Raw genomic sequence first — 20,386 nt, forward strand, 5'->3', positions numbered from 1 at the left:
TAAGGTTTAAACTCAACCTATTTAATCAGATAATTCTCTATACATTTTCCAATTGAAAAACAGGCAAGGTGCTATTTTATATTTAGATGTGTACTTGGTTTTAATTCAATCTTACCATCAACTGTCAACCATCAATTATCTCGGTATCTCTACAGATTCCATGATCATCTTTATCACACTATCCGTACTCATACCTTCCATTTCTCGTTCGGGTGTTAGGATCACACGATGATTTAATACAGGAACTAATGCTCTTTTAATATCATTCGGGATTACAAAATCACGCCCATCAATAGCTGCAAAAGCCTTTGCTGCATTTAATGTAGCAATACTAGCTCTAGGAGAACCTCCTAAATATAAATGTGGGTGGTTACGAGTCTTAGAAATTACTTCAGCGATGTATTTAATAATTTTTTCTTCCACTACAATCTCTTGAATTTTTTGCTTGTAGTCTACTAGTTTTTCAGGAGAAATCACCGCATCAATTAACCCTTGTGGTTTGCTACCCTTACGTTCATGATGTGTTTGTATAATTTTCACTTCTTCTTCTAGCGTAGGGTATTCTACCTTAATTTTGAATAAGAAGCGGTCTAATTGTGCTTCTGGTAGTGCATATGTGCCTTCTTGTTCAATAGGATTTTGAGTCGCTAAAACCATAAACGGAGCATCTATTTTATAGGTGGTACCATCCATAGTCACTTGTATTTCTTCCATGATTTCAAACATGGCGGCTTGTGTTTTAGCAGGAGCACGGTTTATCTCGTCAATCAAAACAATATTAGAAAAAATAGGCCCTTTTTTAAACTCAAATTCAGATGTTTTTACATTGAAGATAGACGTGCCCAAAATATCACTAGGCATTAAATCTGGTGTAAATTGGATACGGCTAAAATTGGTTTTTAAGGTTTTAGCAAAAAGTTTTGCCGTAACTGTTTTTGCAATTCCAGGAACACCTTCAATTAACACATGGCCGTCTACCAAAAGAGAAACAATAAGTAGTTCTATAAAATTTTCTTGGCCAATGATTACTTTGGCTAATTCTGCTTTTATGGCATCTACCGCATTCTTTAAATCGTCTAATGGTATTCTATTATCAAAATTTAAATCGTTCAGATCTGTTTCGTTATTTTCCATGGGCTTTTGCTTTAAAATTTTCTATCGCAGTATTAAGTTTTATTAATTCTACGTCGGTTATATGTTGTTTATGCTTTAGACTGCTGAATATTAAAAATAAGTCTTTAATTTCATGCGTTTCATGATGTGTTCTTGCGGCAAGATTTTGAAAAAAATCTTCATTAATCTCTGAAGTATTTAAATAAAAGTGCGACCTAATGTAGTCTAAAAAGAAAGCTATTTTATGATGTGCAATAGACTTACGGTCGCCTTTTTCATAATACATTTCTGCTATGGTTCTCGTAAATGCTAAGGTTTGATTTTGTAATGGTTTTACAATAGGCACCGCTCTTTGTTTACGCTTGCCTTCAAACAATACGTATACGAAGGCGCCTATAAGAATCATATAATATGCCCATTTTAGTTCTTTTGTATTTAAAAAGATATACATAGGAGAGGAGTAGAATTTTTTACCGCTCTTATAATAGGCATCAATATATATGGGCTTTTCGTTATTTAAATAGGATAATAATCCTGCGGTGTATGTGCTGTTTTTGTTTTTTAAAATAAAGTAATTGGTAAATGCTATGGGAAAGGTGGTTAGAATTATATTGCCCTCACCAAATTTTTGTTGGATGACATTTGGGTGTGTTTCAAAATCTGTAGCATTGCCAGATGCATTAGAAACTTCACCAATTACAATAGTATTTAGCGTATCTAATTGGCTAAAATACATAGTGCTATAACTTTTATTAAAGGTGTATTTTATTTTTGAATTTAATTGAGGGTTTACTAAACGATGCTGAAATTGATGTTCTAAACCTTCATCACCAAATAGGCTCTTGGTTTTTAAATGTAGCGTATCTAATAACTCTTTTTCAAAATTAGAAGATGCAATAAAAAGTGTATTTCCTTTAGTGGTCCAATCCAGAAGTGTTTCCAATTCTGCTTTTGAAAATGAAACGGAATTATTGATAAAAATATAGGTGCTTTCTTCTATATTATCATTTGAATTTAGAAACTCGAATGGAGGCACAGTAACGGCTTCAGTCGTTGAAAATTTCTTTTCAAAAATATCATTTAAGACTTTCGTTCCATAGGGAATTTTGTGCTGTGCGACATAAGACGGAAACCAATTAAGTTCTTCTTTTTTATTGTATTCTAAATACAATATTAGCGCGAAGGTAAGTAGCCCTAGGATGATATAAAAAATATTATTTTTACGAATTCTCATGGATGTTATTTTTAAGCGTAGAAAAAGCAATTGCTGCTTTTTGATACTTGGTTTCATCTATCGTAAAATCACCATACCATATATATTCATAGAGGCGTGTACTTGCTTTAAAAGGTATTTTTAATTGTTCTTTATTTATTTCATTGAGATAATCAGAATTTGTTTTTTGCAACTCCCATGCTATAATATCTTTTTCACTTAGCAGTTTTAAAATCATTAAATAGGAATATCGAATGGCTAAGCGGTAGTCTTTATTAGCAACAGCATTTGCGATAAGATCATCAATATTCTCATTTTTAATAATGTTTTCTTCATCAGATAACCCAACAATATTCCCGTTTGTAGCGGTATTTTTCTGGTTGCGTAAGTTTACATTTATAAAAAAGCGAATGAGTATAAATAGTAGAAAAACGATTAGTAAATAGGGGAGTAATTTTAGAAAAAAGGATAATGGCCCTACAGCAGCATCAATACCAAAAATCCACTCAAATATTCGGGTAATAATATTCTGGAACCATGCCCACACTTCGTCGAGCCAAGTAGGTTCTTTCACTTTCTCTTCGTAATTAAAGGCGGCATCATCCTTATAAGTACTCAAGTCGTCTTCAGTAATCTCTTGAGTACTTAATTGTGAATCATCATAGCGCACCACAAGAGTGTCCCGCTGTGCCTGTAAAGGCATCAGGAGACGAGATAAAAAGAAAAAAATGAATAGAAGTTGCTTCATAGAATTTATGAGTCTAAATCTCCTCCTAATTTTTGAATACGCTCCATAGTTCCTTCATTATTTTTAATTTCATTTAGGTTAAAATAAATAAGTGCAATGGCAACGAGCGATATAATATTAAATAAGAATTGTGCAAGCGTAGAAATTAAATTAAGTATAATATAAATGGGGTCTATAAAATTTACACTCATATTTTCCGCATCAAGTTCTCCCGAAAAAACACCCATCTTAAAATATTGGTATATGGCAGCTGGAATGCTAAAGGCGTAGGAGGCAAAAGTAACGATGAGCCCTACTACGAAAATAGTAGCAAAAGTCATCCACCAATGGTCTTTAACCAAATCAAAACTATAGCCAAAGGAATCAGTAGCACTTCGTTTACTATATACCATAATCGCAAAACTCAGGGAAAGTGGTACATATAAAAATATTCCAGGAATACAGCAAAATATAAAAGCGATTCCCACAGACAGCATAACTAAAATACCTAAGCCAATAAAACTCCAAAAGTTTTTATAGGTATTTTTTCTGATTTCAGCCATATTAACAATTCCGTTATTCTCCGTGTAGGATTGAATATAATATAGGGTGGTTGCTTGCGAAAGTACATAGGTGGCTATTCCCGAAAGTAGTAAAGCAATTGCCGCAAGGACAAAAGAAATACTAGAAAAAACAGCGAAAGGGCTGGATTCAAAATTAGCATTAGGATCAAAATCTAGTATTGATGAGAAACTGGAAAAATAAAAGCCATAGCTAATTAAAAAAACTGCTAAATAGGGACCTACAATCTTAAAGAACGTGATGAAAAATGGTTTAAACTGGGTCCGCAAAAAAGCAAAAGTATCTGTTAAAATATCGCCTAGCTCACGTTTTTTCTTAAATTCTATGTATTGGTTATTCATGTGGTTGGTTTTTCTTGTGGAGTTGAATGGGGTAAATAATATAATAAAAAACAATTAATGATAATGAGGCTAAGATGATAAAAATAGCTAACCAATCTGGCATTTCGGTATGCCGGGTAACAAAACCTTCTAGAAAACCTGCAATGACAAAAAATGGAATGGTACTTACTACAATTTTTAAACCATTAAGGACTCCCATTTTAAAAGACTCTATTCTGGGATAGGTTCCGGGAAATAGCATGCCATTGGCTAAAACTAAGCCGGCGCATCCAGCAATGATGATTACAGAAATTTCTATAGTACCATGAATCCAAATGGTTCTTACAGATTCCCATCCCAAACCTTTTTCAAAAAAGAAATACTGAAAAGACCCTAACATCAACCCATTGCTGAGTAATATATACAAGGTGCCTATTCCTAGTAAAACTCCGTAAACAAAGGCCATTAGTGCTACACGAATATTGTTGATGGTAATACCAAGGAACATATTAAATTCTCCCTGTTCTTTGTACACCTTCATGGGGTCGTTATTTTCAATATTATCCAAAGTCATATTTACATAGCCATCGCCTAAAATAGAACGGACAAAATCTCCTTCGTTTGCGGCAGAAAAAACACCAACGGCCACGAAAAAACCAAACACAAGAAAAGCAATTAAAAGTTCTCTTTGATGGTGATAAAACATGGTAGGAAATTCTGTTTTCCAAAAGCGTACAATACGGTTCTTAGATTCTCGTTTTGTTTTATAGATTTGCCTATGGGCTTGGGCAGCGAGTGCGTTTAGAAAAAACTCAGTATTGCTTTGTGGGTAGAAGGTCTTGGCGTAACTTAAATGATCGGTAATTTCAATATAAAGGTCAGAAAGCTCATCAGGATTTATTTCTGTTTTCTTTGCAAGGACATTTTCAAAAGTTGTCCATTTGTCTTTATTTTGTTTAACGAAAGCAGCCTCGCGCATTAACCTTGGGTATTTATCCAAAGAAAGTAAAATATGGAACAATTTCAAATAGAAACCGCTCAAAATATTAGTATTAGTCAAAATACGGCACATTTAGGTGATCGTATGTTGGCGTTTTTAATCGACACCCTTATAATTGTCGCATATTATATTCTTGTCATCATCCTTATGGTCTCCTTAAATTTAGATGGAGGAGATTCTTGGACGATGTATATGTTATTTTCATTGCCTCCTTTTTTATATTATTTATTATTAGAAACCTTTAATAATGGTAAAACGGTAGGAAAAAGTGCTTTGAAAATTAGAGTGGTGAAACTTGACGGATCAAACCCTACATTTGCAAATTATTTTGTGCGATGGATATTGCGGATTTTGGATATATCATTAAGTTCTGGCGGAGTCGCTGTATTGACAATTTTACTTAGAGGAAACGGACAACGGGTAGGAGATATGGCAGCAGGAACAACTGTGATTAGTGAGAAAAAAAGGATAAGTATTAGCGATACTGTTTTAAGAGAATTACCCGAGGATTATGTGCCAAGATTTCCGCAAGTAACCGTTTTTAGTGACCGTGAGATGCAAACGATTAAGCAAATGTATGATGATGCGCGTAGAAAAGGAGATCATAATGTAATTGTAGAGTTAAGTAAAAAAATTAAAGGAGTAGCCGTAATTACAACAGATCTTATGGCTATTGAATTTGTAGATATCGTTATTAAAGATTATAGTTATTACACACAGGATTAGCATATGTTTTATTTTACAATTGATATTTTAGGGATTATTGCCTTTTCTATTTCTGGCGTTATGATGGCTATGGATAAAAGGCTAGATATTTTTGGTGTTTTTATTATTGCTTTTGTTACTGCGGTTGGCGGGGGTACTTTACGTGATATCCTTATTGGGAGTACTCCTGTAATCTGGTTGGAAGATATTGTTTATCTGGCGACTATTTTAGCAACTGTATTTGTAGCGGTTGTTTTTAGAAGTCAATTGAAATACCTTCGGAAGTCTTTGTTTTTATTTGATACTATTGGGATAGGCCTATACACTATGGTGGGTATCCAAAAAGGAATAGCGATAGGGCTTCACCCCATTATGTGCGTTGGTTTAGGAACCATCACTGCAAGTTTTGGAGGGGTTATACGTGATATTTTGTGTAATGAAATTCCGGTTATTTTTAGAAAAGAAGTGTATGCTACCGCTTGTATTTTAGGGGGAATTGGTTATTTTTTACTAGAAAAGTTACCCCTAAAAGATGCTTACCCTTATGTTGGAGGTATTATTATTGTAATTACAGTTCGCTTGCTAGCCGTTCTATTTAAGATTACGTTGCCTAATATCTATAAGGCTCCAAAAGAAGCGTAAAACTTTAATTGTTAAGCACATATTTATAAGTAGTACTGAAAAGAGTGTCGGTTCAGGTGCTTTGAGGGTAAGAGATGTGTCTAGAAAACAGCGTGCATTGATCTAAGGTATTACGACTCTAGATAAAGATTAATCGTTGTAAAATTGATTTGGGCTATTTTTTAGAATATTGATTCTTATACTTTTTTTGTGTTTAACTTTAAAAGGCCTCTGCATTAAGAATACGAATGTTTTGCACGGGCCAATCACCTTCCTCTACAGGTTGGCTATTGATTAAATCTACCACATCCATACCTTCTATAACTTTACCAAAAGGGGTGTAGGTATCATCTAAATGATAGGAGCCTGGCTTGGTAACTACGATAAAAAATTCGAAAGGCGATGCTAGTTTATGTGGGTTGTCTAGTTCACTGCTGGGCATAGAGATAGTTCCCCGATGGTGTTTATACCCTTTTTTGGTATCTGGAGGTAATAAATACCTGCCTATTTCCCCACGCTTTCTACCTGTCTCTGCATTGTCAGAATTCCCCCCTTGAATTATAAAATTCTTCACCACACGATGAAAATAAGTGGAATTAAAATACCCTTTTTTAGTGAGGTAGATAAAATTGGCTTTATGATAAGGAACATCATCATAAAGTTGAATGGTAAAACTACCTAGATTAGTTGTAATTTTTACTTTATCCTCTTTCAGGGTTTTTGAATATTCAAAGAAAAACGGAATTACATTTTCTTCATCTAAAACAAATTTCTCAGCTTCCTCTTTTTTAGGGACTTTAATAGTCGTATCTTTTTTAATCTCCGTGGCAGAATTATTCGGAGTTATTTTCGTTGGCGTATCTTTACAAGAAGAAGCCATAATAAGAGTGATAAAGGCTAAAAAATAGAACTGTTTTTGTACCATGAATTTTGATGATTTTTCTAAACGGATTTCAAAAATAAAAAATCTACCGCTTCCAGGCGTAGATTCGCACTATAAAATGGCGCCGGATATTCGTATAGAAGAATTACGAAACATAGAGAAGACATTGAAAAATGCCCGTAAGGCAGCAGTGATGTCTCTTTTCTATCCTAGAAAAGAAGAAACTACCCTATTATTAATTCTAAGGAAAACATATAAAGGTGTTCATTCTAACCAAATTGGATTCCCTGGGGGGAAGGCAGAAAAATTTGATGAAGACTTATTGCATACTGCTTTAAGAGAAACACATGAGGAGGTAGGTGTTCCTCCAGAGCAAGTAGAAGTTATAAAATCACTTACAGAATTATATATCCCACCTAGTAATTTTGAAGTTCAACCATATATTGGATTGTACAAAAATCCAAGTCCGTTTATTCTTCAAGAGAGAGAAGTTGCAGCTCTAGTTGAAGTATCATTAAGAGATTTTATGGACGACCACGCTGTTTTTAATGAAAATTTAACAACATCTTACGCTGAAAATGTTGAGGTACCTGCCTTTAAATTAAACGGTTACACGGTTTGGGGAGCTACCGCAATGATGCTGAGTGAAGTAAAAGAGTTATTAAAGCAAGTACTATAACGGTTATTTCGTAATTTTGTAGCTACAAAATTAACTACGATGCCCCTATTTAAGAAAAATCCTTTTGGACATATTTTATTTATAAAGAAATGGTTGATTCGTATTTTAGCCATACTTTCTCATAGAAGGTATAAAGGATTTAATACCTTAGAGATAGAAGGCGCAGATATTCTGCGCAGCTTACCAGAGACTAATGTATTGTTTGTTAGTAATCATCAGACCTATTTTGCAGATGTGGTTGCTATGTTTCACGTATTCAATGCTAGTTTGAGTGGGCGAGATAATAATATTAAAAATATTGGCTATATCTGGAATCCTAAGCTGAACATGTATTATGTTGCAGCAGCAGAGACTATGAAGAAAAGTTTACTGACTAAGATTTTGGCTTATGCAGGATCTATTAGTGTAGAACGTACCTGGAGAGCAGAAGGTAAAGATGTAAATAGACAAGTTAAAATGAGCGATATATCCAATATTGGTAAAGCGCTTGATGATGGTTGGGTAATAACTTTTCCACAAGGAACAACAACTCCTTGGAAACCACTAAGAAAAGGTACAGCTCATATTATTAAAAAATACAAACCTATAGTAGTTCCTGTAGTTATCGATGGTTTTAGACGTTCTTTTGATAAAAAAGGATTACGCGTTAAGAAAAAAGGAATCCTTCAATCTATGGTGATTAAAGAACCTTTAGATATAGATTATGAGAACGAATCTTTTGACGCTATCATAGAAAAACTTGAATATGCTATTGAGCAACACCCATCTTTCTTAAAAGTACTTTCTGAGAAAGATTTAGTGGCTTTAGAAGAAGAAAATAAACAACGTAAATGGCGTATTTAAATTTCTAATTTTTTAAGTTCAGCATAATTCTTATTTAGTTTTCTTAAAAGTAATCCATAAAGTAAAAAATACACAACACCCATTACAGCAATCATAATTAGACCAAAGACTCCAATGGTAATAATTAAGGTTGTTTTTAATTCAATAGGGTTTATATTTTCTGCATTAGCACTCATATCTGTAATGAGAGAAGAAAAGTCATTGTTCAAGTAAATACCCAACATAAACATCAAAATCATTACAAAAACCATAGATAAAGAAAAGATGATATAGTGTTTAACTGTTCTCCTTGTTTTTAATATTTTAGACATCAAGTGTTTGGCATTATCAAGGGCGGAAATTTCTCTATAGCGACTGTAAAATTGGTAGATAAAATAACAAACTACCGTATAGTAAAACACAGAAAACCCTACAAAGTAGTTATCAAAACCAGTGGTTCCAAAAAGGTCTATATTGTTCCTTGTTGAAGGCAATAAGTAGAGTAGGTGCGGTAAAACAAATTCTAAAATACTAATCACAAAAATCCACTTTACAATAGAAGAGGATTTCTTCCAAAGCATTTTATATATCTCGTCATAGGTCAATTTAGGGTGTGCTACTTCCTTCTTTTGCCAATCTCTTTTTAATAATTCTAGTTCATCCATCATAAATATAATCTTATGGATTAAGTATGGTTCTTAATTTTGTTTTGATCCTGTTCATCTTCACTCTTGCATTTACTTCAGAAATCCCCAATGTTTCAGAAATTTCTGTATAATTTTTATCTTCTAAATACAGAAAAACTAAAGCTTTGTCAATATCATTCAATTGCTTTACCGCTTTATACATTAGTTTTAATTGCTGTTCTTCCGTTGCATCATATTCGTCGGCTTTTATTTTAAATATTACCGAATCATAATCAATTGTTCTTACACTCTTTTTTGACTTTCGATATAGCGTTATCGCTGTATTTAAAGCAACACGATACATCCATGTACTAAATTTGGCATCACCTCTAAATTTTGGATATGCTTTCCAGAGTTGAATGGTAATCTCTTGGAATAAATCATTATGAGCATCCCTATCATTTGTGTACAGCGTACAAACCTTGTGAACAATATTCTGATTGTTCTCAAGTTCAGTTACAAATGAATGCTCTAATTCTTTACTCACGTTGTGGTTGGTTGATGCTTATTAGTAGCGTAAACTATAAATTTGTTACACTTAAAACTAAAAAAACCGATAAATAATATATCGGTTTTTTATAGCATGTGTTAATATGTTGAAAATCATTAATTTCTGTAGTCCAAAGCGGGTTTTCTATCTCCTAAAAGAGGAATATATTTAAAATCTTCACCTCTCTTTTCTTCTAATTCTGCTTTTGCTTTTACAATTAAATCGGGAGTATTAAAAATATCAATAGCGGTTAATGCCAATGTTTTCGCTGCATTCATCATCCCTTTATACCCAATAGATGTACCTCCAGCGGCAACAGCTTGCCAACTATGAGCCGCTGTTCCGGGAACCCAAGTAGCGGTGCTTAAGCCTGCAGTAGGCACAGTAAAACTAACATCACCAACATCGGTAGAACCAAAAGCTCTTCCTTCTGTAGTATAAGGTGCTATCGTGTTTACTTTACTCATATCCGTCTTATCAAATCCTAAGGTAAGCGATATTTCATCTGCAAATTGTTGCTCTTTAGGAGTATACGTGAATCCACCTACTTCGGTCAAATTATCATACATAATTTTTTGAATAGTTAAATTTGGCAATAATTCGTGTGTACCACCTATCATTTCATATTTCATTGTGGTTCCAGTACCCAATGCAGCTCCTTCTGCGGCATTTTTAAGGCGTTCAAACAGATCAATAACAACGTCTCTATTGTTATGTCTAACGTAATAATAAACTTCAGCATAATCTGGAACTACATTAGGGGCTTTTCCTCCATCAGTAATAACATAATGTATTCTAGCTTCCTGAGGAATATGTTCCCGCATCATATTTACCATAGCATTCATGCTTTCTACGCCATCTAATGCAGAACGTCCTTTTTCAGGAGATGCTGCAGCATGTGCCGAAATACCATAAAATCTAAATTTCGCAGATTTGTTGGCTAAGGCTGCACCAGCGCTAGCTGCATTCTGACTTCCTGGATGCCAATGTAAAGCAATGTCTACATCATTAAATAAACCTTCTCTTACCATATATACTTTTCCGGATCCGCCTTCTTCTGCAGGGCAACCGTAAAAACGAATAGTACCCTTTATGGCATTAGACTGCATCCATTCTTTTACTGAAATAGCAGCAGCAGTAGAAGCAGTGCCAAATAAATGATGTCCGCATGCATGCCCAGCAACTTTTCCTAAAGATTCTTTTTTTGAGATCGCTTTTTGTGAAAGTCCCGGTAATGCGTCATATTCACCAAGAATAGCAATTACAGGAGAACCACTGCCATATTCAGCTATAAAAGCGGTAGGGATTCCTGCGACTCCTTTATTAATGGTAAACCCATTCTTCTTAAGTGTCTTTTGCAGAAGTGCACTACTTTGTTCTTCTTGGTACCCCATCTCTGCATAATTCCATATGTTTTGCGCTATAGCAGTATATTCGTCATTTTTAGATTCCAATTCCTTTAGAACATCTTCTTTCGTTTCTTGGGCCATTAAAAAGGACACACAAAAAAGACTAATAAAGGCAGGGAGTAATTGTTTCATCATGGGAAAATAATTTTTCTATTAAAGATCCCTATAAAAATAGCATTTTCTTTTATGCTAGCTACCACCGATTGTTTATTTTTACTTTTATGAGCGCAATGAACATTCCAAAAAGTAGTTTCCCCCGTATCATAATTATAGGAGGAGGTTTTGCAGGTATTTCTTTAGCTAAAGAGCTAAGTAAGAAAGAAGTGCAAGTGTTACTTTTAGATAAAAATAACTACCACACTTTTCAACCTTTATTATATCAAGTATCTACAGGTGGTTTAGAACCAGATTCCATCGCATATCCTATTCGTAAAGTTTTAAAAGATTATCCAAATTTCTTCTTTCGTTTGGCAAATGTAGAAGAAGTGATTCCAGAGAAGAATGAGTTGATTACCAATATTGGAGCCATTAATTATGATTATTTGGTCATGGCTACAGGTTCTGAAACTAATTTTTTTGGGAATAAAGAGATTGAAAAAAACGGAATGGTGATGAAGTCCATCCCGGAATCTTTGAATCTTAGGAGTTTAATTTTAGAAAACTTTGAGCAAGCCTTGCTTACCGATGACCTTCATCTAAGAGATGCACTCATGAATTTTGTGATTGTAGGTGGTGGTCCAACGGGTGTGGAGTTAGCAGGAGCATTGGCAGAAATTAAAAAAGGCATTTTACCAAAAGATTATCCAGATTTAGATACGCGAAGAGTGCAGATAAATTTAGTGCAATCTGGAGACCGAATTCTAAAAGAGATGAGTGCGAAAGCCTCTAAGAAGGCAGAAGATTTTTTAGAAGAATTAGGCGTGCAAGTATGGAAGAATACTCGTGTAAAAAGTTACGACGGAAAATTAGCGACTACTCAAACTGATTTGTCTTTTGAAGCTGCAACACTTGTTTGGGCGGCTGGCGTAAAAGGGGCAGCCATAAAAGGCCTCGATGCAGAAGATTTGTTAATGCGCGGCAATCGTATTAAAGTGAATGAATTTAATCAAGTCATTGGACACAGCAATATATTTGCTGTAGGGGATGTTGCAGGAATGGAATTACCCGATTATCCTTGTGGGCATCCCATGATGGCGCAACCTGCAATGCAGCAAGGTAAAAATTTAGGTAAAAACTTAACATATTTGTTAGAGAATAAACCTTTAAAGCCCTTTGTCTATAAGGACAAAGGAAGTATGGCTACTATTGGCAGAAATAAAGCAGTGGTAGATTTAGATGCATATAAGTTTCAAGGTGTCTTTGCCTGGTTTGTTTGGATGTTTGTTCACTTATTCTTTTTAATAGGTTTTAGAAACCGTATGGTAGTATTTATCAATTGGGTATACAATTATGTGCGTTTTGATCGGGAAGCACGTTTAATAATTAGGCCTTACAAGAGAGATTATACCATGTTTAAAGACTAAGGTTGATTGGTTTTTTTCGATATACTATGTTAATGTTAGGGTAATATTCTCTATAGCTCTATGATTATTAGTGGTTTTTAGTTACTTTTCTTGCGTTATGTTTCCTAAAACTACTACAATGATTAAATTATTACTACCTCTTACCTTTCTGTTAGGTGTAATTTGGGCACATGCTCAGGAAGAAACAATACCCAATAGTTTAGGCAGTTTTTCTATTTCTTCTATCGGGTATGCTAATTTCGCCAATGATGAACAGCACTCTAGTTTTATTATGGACTGGAAGATTAATGAAAAAAATGCATTGATGTTAAGAGGGTATTATGATACCAATGCGATGGGAGACGTTTTTAAACCTCAATTGCTATTTCGTAAGCCTATTCTAGGAAAGCTTAGTATATTAACAGGGGCGGAAATGATTATGGAGCGTAATATTGTGGGTGGCGCAAACAGCACCATGAACTTTAGTGCTATGAATGGCCTAAGTTATGAGGTACAGGAAAATTTATTGATAGAACTCATGAGCGAAACTATAATAGGGAAGCAGAATTTTAATAATAATTACAATAGCAGTTTAATAAAGCTAGGAACAACCTTAAAATTTTAAAGTTACTTTCTTGGATGAAACTCATTAAGTACTTGAGCCAAATGAGACCGGTCTACATGCATGTAAACTTCCGTAGTCGTAATACTTTCGTGTCCTAACATTTGTTGAATAGCTCTCAAATCTGCTCCATTTTCTAATAAATGTGTAGCAAATGAATGTCTAAAGGTATGCGGACTAATGGTTTTCTTTAAATCTATTTTTACAGCTAGTTGTTTTATGATGGTAAAAATCATGGCCCTAGTCAATTGTTTTCCTCTTCTATTAAGAAACAAGATATCTTCAAATCCTTTTTGAATGTTTAAGTGGACTCTAATTTCATTTTTATATAAGGAGATGTATTTTTTGTTGATGTCGCTAATGGGTACAAAACGCTGCTTATCACCTTTACCCGTAACCTTGATAAAGTCTTCTTCAAAAAACAAATCAGAAATTTTAAGGTTGATGAGTTCTGATACCCTAACGCCGCAACCATACAGGGTTTCTAGAATAGCTCTGTTCCGCTCTCCTTCAGGGGTAGACAGATTTATAGCTGCTATCAAATCATTAATTTCATCTTCAGAAAGGGTGTCTGGTAATTTTCTGCCCGTTTTAGGAGACTCTATCAGCTCTAACGGGTTGTCTGTTCTATAGTCCTCAAAAACTAAGTAGTTAAAAAAGCTTTTCAAGCCCGAAATTATCCGAGCTTGAGAACGTGGATTTACATCTTTAGAAATTTCATAAACAAATTGCTGAACAATGTGCTTGTCTATTTTAATAGGAGAAGTAACAATCTTATTCGTTTCTAAAAATAAAAGTAGTTTTTGTAGGTCTAAAGAATAGCTACTGATAGAATTTTCAGAAAGGCCACGCTCTATTTTTAAATAGTTTTGATAATCATTCAATGCATTGTTCCATTTCATACGTTAAATGTACCTGAAAAATTGGGTTAAAAACAAACTTTTTTTTAGCATCTAATGACTTGATTTTGTGTATTTTGATAAAATAATTTAGATATTTTGTCTATTTCGTAGAAAATACTTTAAAATAAAATGTAATTCTCATCGTTTTTACTTTTAAATATAACATAAACAAAAACTTAAAATTATGAAAAAAGTGTTTTTAATTGCTGCTATGGCTTTATTTGGATTTGGTGTTCAGGCACAAGATGAAAATGGTGGCGGTCAAACAGACATGGGTAGTTGGTTAATTGAAGCGAATACTGGTTTCGGAGCAGCTGCAGGATCAAATACCGCATTCTCTTTAACTTCAGTTGATGGAGATACCTCATGGTCTATTGGTGCTGAAGGTGGTTATTTTGTTGCAGATGATCTAGCGGTAAAAGTTGGTCTTGGTTATTCAGATACTACTATTGGCCTTTTAGATTATAGTTCTTTTAATTACAAAATTGGCGCTAAATACTATATCTCAAGTATGATTCCTGTTCAGGTTGATTATGCAGGTTCAAGTATTAAAGATGCTGATGAAAACCCTAGTTATATTGGTTTACAAGGTGGTTATGCTATCTTTTTAGGTCAGAATGTTAGCATCGAGCCAGGTCTACGTTACAACGTTGCTTTGAATGATTTTTATGAAGATGCATTACAATTCAACGTTGGTTTTGCATTACATTTTTAAGAATACACGAGTTTAAATAGTAAAGGAAGCCAATTGGCTTCCTTTTTTTTACATAAAACTGAAGGATAAATTTTGCAGTGTTGGCTAAAAAAAATAGCTTTGATTTCTTAATGGAAAACTAGAGATAATGAAAAGAATAGCAACATTTGTACTTGTAGTATGTGTATTCGGATGGTCGCAATTACATGCACAATCGGATTATAAAACGGCGGTAGGCTTAGGAATAGATTTTGGTTCAGGGCAAACTTATGTTGGTCCTAGTGCTAAATATTTCTTAGCTCCCGATACGGCTATTGAAGCTGATGTATTATTCGCAAGTGGCTCTACATTGATTCAGGCATTCTATGAATATCATGGACCTATAGAAGGTGCCGATGGTTTAAAATGGTATGCAGGAGTAGGACCAGGGATTACTTTATATGACGGAGGATCTAATTTTTTAGTACGCCCGATGGTAGGTTTAGATCTTAAATTTAATACAGTTCCTTTAGCGCTTACCTTTGATTGGAGGCCTGCTTTAGGCTTTAACGGAGATGGTAGTGAATTTGAAGCTGCTAGATTCGGTCTAGGATTTAGATACGTTTTAGACTAAAATTGATTAAACAAAAAAAGCCGAGAGTAGAAATACCCTCGGCTTTTTTATGCTTTATATTGTGATTAAAAATTATCTGTAAGGATATTAATTAAATCAACAATAGCCCAAATTCCTAATCCACCTAATGTTAGGATAAATAGGATGTTCCAACCAGCTGGTTTCTTTGCATACCAACGGTGTGCAGCAAAAATTCCTAAAAAGAACCAAAATGCTACTGCTACCCATTTGTCATAACCTGCTGCAGCGGCTGCAGGAGTAAATAATTCTGATTCAGAATCATTATTAATCGTCGTGCTTTGTTCTGTAGTAGCAGCTCTTTTTACAGGAAAAGATGCTTCAACTGTAGAAAATGCGATTAAGAAAAAGAAAACTGGTAAAAATAATTTTAATCTCATATTTAAGTATATTTTTGGTTTCCTCAAATATAATATTTTAAAAGATGTATAAATATTTTCTTACAATTTTTTTGAATCTTTTTTCTATAAGTTTGCTCGTAGCCCAAGACGAACAAGAGTATTTAGGCGTTCTTAAACTGAATGATAGTTCTTTTATATCCTATAGATTAAATTTTGAAATCCTAAAAGATAATACGGTAAAAGGCTATTCAGTGACAAATATGGGAGGTGCGCACGAAACTAAATCTTATGTAGAAGGCTTATATGATGCTAAAGAAAAAGTATTAACTTTTAATGAAACAGGAATTGAATACACAAAATCTGATATTACAACGTATGATTTTTGTTATGTTCATTTTACAGGAAAACTTAAGAATTCTAATGGGCAGCAAATGTTAGAAGGGCCTTTTTTAGGGAAGTATAGTGATGGTGTAGCCTGCATTAATGGGGATATTATGGTAAAAAACATGGAGAAGATTGAAAAAATTGCAAAAAAAGCAGATAAAAAAATTCAGCGCTCCAATAAAATAGCAGATAGCATAAAGCAAAAGATTGATGTCATGAATCTTATTGATTTAAATGGTTTGAATGTTTTAAAGGCAGATGAAAAAACCACCATGTTTTCTAAAGACGCATCAATGAAAGTAACTATTTGGGATGCGGGAAAGTTAGACGGAGATAAAATTTCTATATTCTACAATGGAAAGAATATCATTAATAACCATGCCATACAGAAGAACAAAAAGGTCATTACCTTAAAATTACAAAAAGGAGAAAACTTACTAAAGTTTAGAGCAGATAATGTAGGGCAAATAGCACCTAATACTGCAAAAATTGAAATTACTTTAGGGGATAAAACAATTGATCTTTTGAGCAATTTAAAAAAAGACGAATATACTTCGGTGATCGTAGTTCATTAGAATATGACCCTATATATGCATTAACAAGCAGAAGATACTCTTCTGCTTTTTTTATGCCTTTTTAATTATTATTTTAGCAGAATGAAATGAACCTAGGCAAAAAGCACTAGCAGCTTTATTGTTGATTGGCGAATTACCTCAGACCAATAAAAAAACAACTAACAACTACCTGATGAAAATACTAATACTTAACGGTCCAAATTTAAACCTCTTAGGCAAACGTGAACCAGAAATATATGGTTCGGATACTTTTGAAGATTATTTTGTTAAGCTTCAGTTTAAGTTTAAGGATATAGAGTTAGAATATTTTCAATCGAATATTGAGGGCGAACTTATCGGAAAAATCCAAGAAGTAGGTTTTTCATACGACGGTATCGTATTAAACGCTGCTGCTTATACCCATACGTCTATAGGAATTGGCGATGCTATAAAAGCAGTAACCACACCTGTTATAGAAGTACATATCTCTAATACGCATAAGCGAGAGAAATTTAGACATGTTTCTTATATATCACCGGTTGCCAAAGGTGTTATCTTAGGTTTTGGTTTACAGAGCTATGATTTAGCCATACAGAGTTTTTTATAGATCACCTTTGTTTTTAGTAGCTTTGATGAGCCTTTTGTAGTCACTAGTTTTTTTTTATAGCCAGAAAAAATAATAATAAACCCTATAGTAGAATAGAATCCTGTAGCACCTATTTTAGCAGCGTAGTCCTAAATAAACTACAATAATGCATGTAGGTTTATTTCTTTAGTAAAATTCTCCCAAACGGTTAAATCAACTTATTAATAGTGACCAAAGGCAATAAAGCCGATTCCTTATACGAAGGCTTTATGTAAAAAGGTATAGGAGTGTCTAGAGGTTTTAGCGCTGTACATATTTTTCAGAGCTATTTTTTAATTTCTGTTATGTATCCTGAAAATTTCTGAGAAGGGTAATCGTGTGCAAATAATCCTCTGGTTTTAAATTGTTTTAGAGATGCTTTTAACGTTTCTCGGGTAAACTTAGATGCTGCTAAATCAAAATTAGCATCGCCTTCTGTAGCAAAAATTTCATGACGTTGTACCCAAATAGAATCAGCTTCAATTTTTTTGACTAAAAACCAAGTGGTACCATTATCGATAACATTATTGCTGTCTGTAGTGGTGTATAAGACCATTACTTTTTCCCCTACATGTACTTTTTCAATAGCATTTGTTTCGTCAATATAGCTCTCCTCTTCATACAAGTTATAACTTATGGCAGCAGAGATAAGTATAAGGGGTAGAATTATTAAAGAATAGAACCATTTATTGAAGCTTAGCTTTTTAGGCTCTAGTTTTAGGTTGCTTTTTTCGGTGAGGTAATACTGATCAATTTCATCGGTCCATAGTACGGGAGCAATTTCTGATTGTGTATTATCGCAGAAAAGTATGCCACTAACTTTAGTGGTTATTTTTTTTGAAAATGAAGTTTCTATTCTTTTCTGATAAAAAAGGAGTTCTAAGCAATTAGAAGTTCCACAACCAGGACATTTACTCGGTATTTGTTTTTTTCCAACCGGATCGTGGTACTCTGTAACCTTATAATACATAACGTGTTCTTTTAATTCATTGTAACAAAGATGTTGTATTTATTAAAAGAGAAAACCCCTGATAACAGGGGTTTTAAAATAAGGTTTAGGGTGATATGCTGCTTTTTTTTTTAAGCTTCCAATGGCTTTAAGTATTTTTTGTCAATATAAAACGTAGCAAATGGGAGTAGTGAGGCAACCAGTAAAATGAGTAACCTTTTAAATCCCCATTTCCTTTCATAGCAAAACAATACCGCTAACACACAATAAGCGATAAATAAGAAGCCATGTGCGTAACCTATATAAATATTAGGTTCTGGTATGTCTGCTAAATATTTTAAGGGCATTCCTACTCCAAATAAGAGCAAGTAAGATATTCCCTCTAAAATTGCGGTAAGACTAAATAGTTTCAGCATATTTTTATAGTGTATAGTATAAAAAATGCCGTGGGTTAACACAGCATTTATTTATTTACTTTTTGGAATTATATTATAAATGTATTACTTCATCATAAGCATCAGCTACGGCTTCCATAACCGCTTCACTCATTGTTGGGTGTGGGTGAATTGCTTTTAATATTTCATGACCTGTAGTTTCTAATTTACGAGCTACAACCGCTTCAGCAATCATATCTGTTACTCCAGCACCAATCATATGACAACCTAACCATTCGCCATATTTAGCATCAAAAATAACTTTTACAAAACCATCAGGAGTTCCAGAAGCTTTTGCTTTACCACTCGCTGAGAATGGAAATTTACCAACTTTAATATCTAATCCTTTTTCTTTCGCTTGTTTTTCTGTTAAACCAACAGAAGCAATTTCTGGAGTACTGTACGTACAGCCAGGGATATTACCGTAATCTAGCGGTTCTACATGTAGGTTCGCTAATTTTTCTACACAAAGAATTCCCTCTGCAGAAGCAACGTGTGCTAAAGCAGGTCCAGGAGTAACATCACCAATAGCATAATAACCAGGGATGTTAGTTTGGTAGAAATCATTTACTAAAATTTTATCACGATCGGTAATAATACCAACATCTTCTAAACCAATGTTTTCAATGTTTGTTTTTATACCTACAGCAGATAGTACAATATCAGCTTCTAAATGCTCTTCACCTTTTGCAGTTTTCACCGTTACTTTAACGCCTTCACCAGAAGTATCAACCTTAGTCACTTCAGAAGAAGTCATAATTTTAACTCCTGCTTTCTTGAAACTACGTTCTAATTGTTTTGAGATATCTTCATCTTCAACAGGAACAACATTTGGTAAGTATTCTACAACAGTAACTTCCGTACCCATTGCATTGTAAAAATAAGCAAACTCAATTCCGATAGCACCACTACCTACAACAATCATTTTTTTAGGCTGATGTTCTAAAGTCATTGCTTGTCTGTAGCCAATTATTTTTTTACCATCTTGAGGTAAACTAGGCAATTCTCTACTGCGAGCACCAGTTGCTATGATAATATTAGTAGCACTATATTCTGTTACTTTGCCTTCTGCGTCTTTTACAGAAACTTTTTTCCCAGCTTTTAAAGTACCGAAACCATTGATAACTTCAATTTTGTTCTTTTTCATAAGAAATTGAACACCTTTGCTCATACCCTCAGCAACATTACGGCTTCTTTTTACGACCGCACTGAAATCTTTATCTACATCACTTACTTTTAAACCGTAATCTTCGGCATGCAGTAAATAATTAAAAACTTGAGCAGACTTTATCAATGCTTTAGTAGGTATACACCCCCAATTTAAACAAACCCCACCAAGAGATTCCTTCTCAACGATAGCCACTTTAAATCCTAATTGAGACGCTCTAATCGCAGTTACATAGCCTCCTGGGCCACTTCCTAAAACAATAATATCAAAATTGCTCATGTATATATTTTTTTTGATGTTTTAATTTGAAGTTGCAAAGTTACAAAATCG

Annotated in this window: 24 protein-coding genes; 10 read left to right on the forward strand and 14 right to left on the reverse strand. The window is 33.9% G+C overall.

Translation table 11 applies throughout. The annotated features are described in order from the left end of the window. Positions 1-135: 135 nt before the first annotated feature. The 5 genes from GQR94_RS14465 to GQR94_RS14485 are packed head-to-tail and all read right to left on the reverse strand — an operon-like array spanning position 136 to position 4,934. Positions 136-1,134: a MoxR family ATPase gene (locus GQR94_RS14465; RefSeq protein ID WP_158976270.1), complete on the reverse strand. Its 999-nt coding sequence runs from the start codon at positions 1,132-1,134 to the stop codon at positions 136-138. After that, positions 1,124-2,347 carry a DUF4350 domain-containing protein gene (locus GQR94_RS14470; protein ID WP_158976272.1) on the reverse strand — a complete coding sequence of 408 codons (1,224 nt, stop codon included), beginning with the start codon at positions 2,345-2,347 and terminating at the stop codon, positions 1,124-1,126. The genes GQR94_RS14465 and GQR94_RS14470 overlap by 11 nt, the downstream gene beginning before the upstream one ends. Next, on the reverse strand, positions 2,334-3,074 hold the full coding sequence (locus tag GQR94_RS14475) for a DUF4129 domain-containing protein (protein WP_158976274.1): 741 nt from the start codon (positions 3,072-3,074) through the stop codon (positions 2,334-2,336). The genes GQR94_RS14470 and GQR94_RS14475 overlap by 14 nt, the downstream gene beginning before the upstream one ends. Positions 3,075-3,079: 5 nt before the next feature. Next, positions 3,080-3,976, reverse strand: a complete 897-nt coding sequence (locus tag GQR94_RS14480; RefSeq protein WP_158976276.1) for a hypothetical protein — start codon at positions 3,974-3,976, stop codon at positions 3,080-3,082. Then, on the reverse strand, positions 3,969-4,934 hold the full coding sequence (locus GQR94_RS14485) for a stage II sporulation protein M (protein ID WP_158979620.1): 966 nt from the start codon (positions 4,932-4,934) through the stop codon (positions 3,969-3,971). Before GQR94_RS14485 ends, GQR94_RS14480 begins: the two co-directional genes overlap by 8 nt. Positions 4,935-4,967: 33 nt before the next feature. On the opposite strand from GQR94_RS14485, the gene GQR94_RS14490 reads away from it, so the two are divergent. Further along, complete coding sequence (locus GQR94_RS14490) at positions 4,968-5,681, forward strand: RDD family protein (RefSeq protein WP_158976278.1); 714 nt, start codon at positions 4,968-4,970, stop codon at positions 5,679-5,681. Between the two features lie 3 nt (positions 5,682-5,684). Next, positions 5,685-6,302: a trimeric intracellular cation channel family protein gene (locus GQR94_RS14495; protein WP_158976280.1), complete on the forward strand. Its 618-nt coding sequence runs from the start codon at positions 5,685-5,687 to the stop codon at positions 6,300-6,302. Positions 6,303-6,501: 199 nt separating this feature from the next. Here the strand turns inward: GQR94_RS14495 and GQR94_RS14500 are convergent, their stop codons facing one another. Further along, entirely contained in the window at positions 6,502-7,206 is a 705-nt protein-coding gene (locus GQR94_RS14500; RefSeq protein ID WP_233268324.1) for a peptidylprolyl isomerase, read from the reverse strand. Here GQR94_RS14500 and GQR94_RS14505 point away from each other — a divergent pair. Together GQR94_RS14505 and GQR94_RS14510 are read left to right on the forward strand one after the other, a co-directional pair. Next, positions 7,205-7,843, forward strand: a complete 639-nt coding sequence (locus GQR94_RS14505) for a CoA pyrophosphatase (protein WP_158976282.1) — start codon at positions 7,205-7,207, stop codon at positions 7,841-7,843. The two genes, GQR94_RS14500 and GQR94_RS14505, sit on opposite strands and share 2 nt — an antisense overlap. Positions 7,844-7,882: 39 nt before the next feature. Continuing rightward, positions 7,883-8,686: a 1-acyl-sn-glycerol-3-phosphate acyltransferase gene (locus GQR94_RS14510; RefSeq protein ID WP_158976284.1), complete on the forward strand. Its 804-nt coding sequence runs from the start codon at positions 7,883-7,885 to the stop codon at positions 8,684-8,686. Here GQR94_RS14510 and GQR94_RS14515 read toward each other — a convergent pair. From GQR94_RS14515 to GQR94_RS14525, 3 genes are all read right to left on the reverse strand, one after another. Then, a complete protein-coding gene (locus GQR94_RS14515) occupies positions 8,683-9,330 on the reverse strand; it encodes a hypothetical protein (RefSeq protein ID WP_158979624.1) in 648 nt (215 codons plus the stop codon). The genes GQR94_RS14510 and GQR94_RS14515 overlap by 4 nt on opposite strands. A 13-nt stretch (positions 9,331-9,343) precedes the next feature. Beyond that, a complete protein-coding gene (locus GQR94_RS14520; protein WP_158976285.1) occupies positions 9,344-9,838 on the reverse strand; it encodes an RNA polymerase sigma factor in 495 nt (164 codons plus the stop codon). A 119-nt stretch (positions 9,839-9,957) separates the two neighbouring features. After that, positions 9,958-11,382, reverse strand: a complete 1,425-nt coding sequence (locus GQR94_RS14525) for an amidohydrolase (protein WP_158979626.1) — start codon at positions 11,380-11,382, stop codon at positions 9,958-9,960. Positions 11,383-11,480: 98 nt separating this feature from the next. Here GQR94_RS14525 and GQR94_RS14530 point away from each other — a divergent pair, with 98 nt between their 5' ends. After that, the gene (locus GQR94_RS14530) at positions 11,481-12,773 is read left to right on the forward strand and encodes an NAD(P)/FAD-dependent oxidoreductase (protein WP_158979628.1); all 1,293 of its coding nucleotides are present in this window, start codon (positions 11,481-11,483) and stop codon (positions 12,771-12,773) included. Positions 12,774-12,891: 118 nt separating this feature from the next. Beyond that, positions 12,892-13,377: a hypothetical protein gene (locus tag GQR94_RS14535; RefSeq protein ID WP_158976287.1), complete on the forward strand. Its 486-nt coding sequence runs from the start codon at positions 12,892-12,894 to the stop codon at positions 13,375-13,377. Between the two features lie 2 nt (positions 13,378-13,379). Here the strand turns inward: GQR94_RS14535 and xerD are convergent, their stop codons facing one another. Continuing rightward, positions 13,380-14,276, reverse strand: a complete 897-nt coding sequence (xerD, locus tag GQR94_RS14540) for a site-specific tyrosine recombinase XerD (RefSeq protein ID WP_158976289.1) — start codon at positions 14,274-14,276, stop codon at positions 13,380-13,382. Between the two features lie 184 nt (positions 14,277-14,460). Here xerD and GQR94_RS14545 point away from each other — a divergent pair, with 184 nt between their 5' ends. Together GQR94_RS14545 and GQR94_RS14550 are read left to right on the forward strand one after the other, a co-directional pair. Beyond that, the gene (locus tag GQR94_RS14545) at positions 14,461-14,991 is read left to right on the forward strand and encodes a hypothetical protein (RefSeq protein ID WP_158976291.1); all 531 of its coding nucleotides are present in this window, start codon (positions 14,461-14,463) and stop codon (positions 14,989-14,991) included. Between the two features lie 127 nt (positions 14,992-15,118). Then, positions 15,119-15,583, forward strand: coding sequence for a hypothetical protein (locus GQR94_RS14550; RefSeq protein ID WP_158976293.1), 465 nt, complete (start codon positions 15,119-15,121; stop codon positions 15,581-15,583). Positions 15,584-15,648: 65 nt separating this feature from the next. Here GQR94_RS14550 and GQR94_RS14555 read toward each other — a convergent pair whose 3' ends face one another. Next, positions 15,649-15,981 (reverse strand): TM2 domain-containing protein, encoded by a 333-nt coding sequence (locus GQR94_RS14555; protein WP_158976295.1) that lies wholly within the window; start codon positions 15,979-15,981, stop codon positions 15,649-15,651. A gap of 44 nt (positions 15,982-16,025) precedes the next feature. Here GQR94_RS14555 and GQR94_RS14560 point away from each other — a divergent pair, with 44 nt between their 5' ends. Together GQR94_RS14560 and aroQ are read left to right on the forward strand one after the other, a co-directional pair. Continuing rightward, positions 16,026-16,901: a hypothetical protein gene (locus GQR94_RS14560; RefSeq protein ID WP_158976297.1), complete on the forward strand. Its 876-nt coding sequence runs from the start codon at positions 16,026-16,028 to the stop codon at positions 16,899-16,901. 172 nt (positions 16,902-17,073) lie between these two features. Next, positions 17,074-17,487: a type II 3-dehydroquinate dehydratase gene (gene aroQ / locus GQR94_RS14565; RefSeq protein WP_158976299.1), complete on the forward strand. Its 414-nt coding sequence runs from the start codon at positions 17,074-17,076 to the stop codon at positions 17,485-17,487. A gap of 304 nt (positions 17,488-17,791) precedes the next feature. Here aroQ and GQR94_RS14570 read toward each other — a convergent pair whose 3' ends face one another. From GQR94_RS14570 to lpdA, 3 genes are all read right to left on the reverse strand, one after another. Beyond that, entirely contained in the window at positions 17,792-18,475 is a 684-nt protein-coding gene (locus tag GQR94_RS14570) for a hypothetical protein (RefSeq protein ID WP_158976301.1), read from the reverse strand. Between the two features lie 110 nt (positions 18,476-18,585). After that, complete coding sequence (locus tag GQR94_RS14575; protein ID WP_158976303.1) at positions 18,586-18,870, reverse strand: DUF3817 domain-containing protein; 285 nt, start codon at positions 18,868-18,870, stop codon at positions 18,586-18,588. Positions 18,871-18,943: 73 nt separating this feature from the next. Further along, on the reverse strand, positions 18,944-20,335 hold the full coding sequence (gene lpdA / locus GQR94_RS14580) for a dihydrolipoyl dehydrogenase (RefSeq protein ID WP_158976305.1): 1,392 nt from the start codon (positions 20,333-20,335) through the stop codon (positions 18,944-18,946). Positions 20,336-20,386 lie beyond the last annotated feature (51 nt).

The sequence above is a fragment of the Cellulophaga sp. L1A9 genome (assembly GCF_009797025.1).
Classification (GTDB): domain Bacteria; phylum Bacteroidota; class Bacteroidia; order Flavobacteriales; family Flavobacteriaceae; genus Cellulophaga.

What these genes read in the sequence shown, in the direction of transcription:
- aroQ (WP_158976299.1), top strand. Translation starts at nt 17,074, where the DNA reads ATGAAAATACTAATACTTAACGGTCCAAATTTAAACCTCTTAGGCAAA.
- GQR94_RS14500 (WP_233268324.1), bottom strand. Translation starts at nt 7,206, where the DNA reads ATGGTACAAAAACAGTTCTATTTTTTAGCCTTTATCACTCTTATTATG.
- GQR94_RS14495 (WP_158976280.1), top strand. Translation starts at nt 5,685, where the DNA reads ATGTTTTATTTTACAATTGATATTTTAGGGATTATTGCCTTTTCTATT.
- GQR94_RS14465 (WP_158976270.1), bottom strand. Translation starts at nt 1,134, where the DNA reads ATGGAAAATAACGAAACAGATCTGAACGATTTAAATTTTGATAATAGA.
- GQR94_RS14490 (WP_158976278.1), top strand. Translation starts at nt 4,968, where the DNA reads ATGGAACAATTTCAAATAGAAACCGCTCAAAATATTAGTATTAGTCAA.
- GQR94_RS14560 (WP_158976297.1), top strand. Translation starts at nt 16,026, where the DNA reads ATGTATAAATATTTTCTTACAATTTTTTTGAATCTTTTTTCTATAAGT.
- GQR94_RS14550 (WP_158976293.1), top strand. Translation starts at nt 15,119, where the DNA reads ATGAAAAGAATAGCAACATTTGTACTTGTAGTATGTGTATTCGGATGG.
- GQR94_RS14555 (WP_158976295.1), bottom strand. Translation starts at nt 15,981, where the DNA reads ATGAGATTAAAATTATTTTTACCAGTTTTCTTTTTCTTAATCGCATTT.
- GQR94_RS14545 (WP_158976291.1), top strand. Translation starts at nt 14,461, where the DNA reads ATGAAAAAAGTGTTTTTAATTGCTGCTATGGCTTTATTTGGATTTGGT.
- GQR94_RS14530 (WP_158979628.1), top strand. Translation starts at nt 11,481, where the DNA reads ATGAACATTCCAAAAAGTAGTTTCCCCCGTATCATAATTATAGGAGGA.
- GQR94_RS14505 (WP_158976282.1), top strand. Translation starts at nt 7,205, where the DNA reads ATGAATTTTGATGATTTTTCTAAACGGATTTCAAAAATAAAAAATCTA.
- GQR94_RS14525 (WP_158979626.1), bottom strand. Translation starts at nt 11,382, where the DNA reads ATGAAACAATTACTCCCTGCCTTTATTAGTCTTTTTTGTGTGTCCTTT.
- lpdA (WP_158976305.1), bottom strand. Translation starts at nt 20,335, where the DNA reads ATGAGCAATTTTGATATTATTGTTTTAGGAAGTGGCCCAGGAGGCTAT.
- GQR94_RS14470 (WP_158976272.1), bottom strand. Translation starts at nt 2,347, where the DNA reads ATGAGAATTCGTAAAAATAATATTTTTTATATCATCCTAGGGCTACTT.
- GQR94_RS14515 (WP_158979624.1), bottom strand. Translation starts at nt 9,330, where the DNA reads ATGGATGAACTAGAATTATTAAAAAGAGATTGGCAAAAGAAGGAAGTA.
- GQR94_RS14475 (WP_158976274.1), bottom strand. Translation starts at nt 3,074, where the DNA reads ATGAAGCAACTTCTATTCATTTTTTTCTTTTTATCTCGTCTCCTGATG.
- GQR94_RS14510 (WP_158976284.1), top strand. Translation starts at nt 7,883, where the DNA reads ATGCCCCTATTTAAGAAAAATCCTTTTGGACATATTTTATTTATAAAG.
- GQR94_RS14485 (WP_158979620.1), bottom strand. Translation starts at nt 4,934, where the DNA reads ATGCGCGAGGCTGCTTTCGTTAAACAAAATAAAGACAAATGGACAACT.
- GQR94_RS14570 (WP_158976301.1), bottom strand. Translation starts at nt 18,475, where the DNA reads ATGTATTATAAGGTTACAGAGTACCACGATCCGGTTGGAAAAAAACAA.
- GQR94_RS14575 (WP_158976303.1), bottom strand. Translation starts at nt 18,870, where the DNA reads ATGCTGAAACTATTTAGTCTTACCGCAATTTTAGAGGGAATATCTTAC.
- xerD (WP_158976289.1), bottom strand. Translation starts at nt 14,276, where the DNA reads ATGAAATGGAACAATGCATTGAATGATTATCAAAACTATTTAAAAATA.
- GQR94_RS14480 (WP_158976276.1), bottom strand. Translation starts at nt 3,976, where the DNA reads ATGAATAACCAATACATAGAATTTAAGAAAAAACGTGAGCTAGGCGAT.
- GQR94_RS14535 (WP_158976287.1), top strand. Translation starts at nt 12,892, where the DNA reads ATGATTAAATTATTACTACCTCTTACCTTTCTGTTAGGTGTAATTTGG.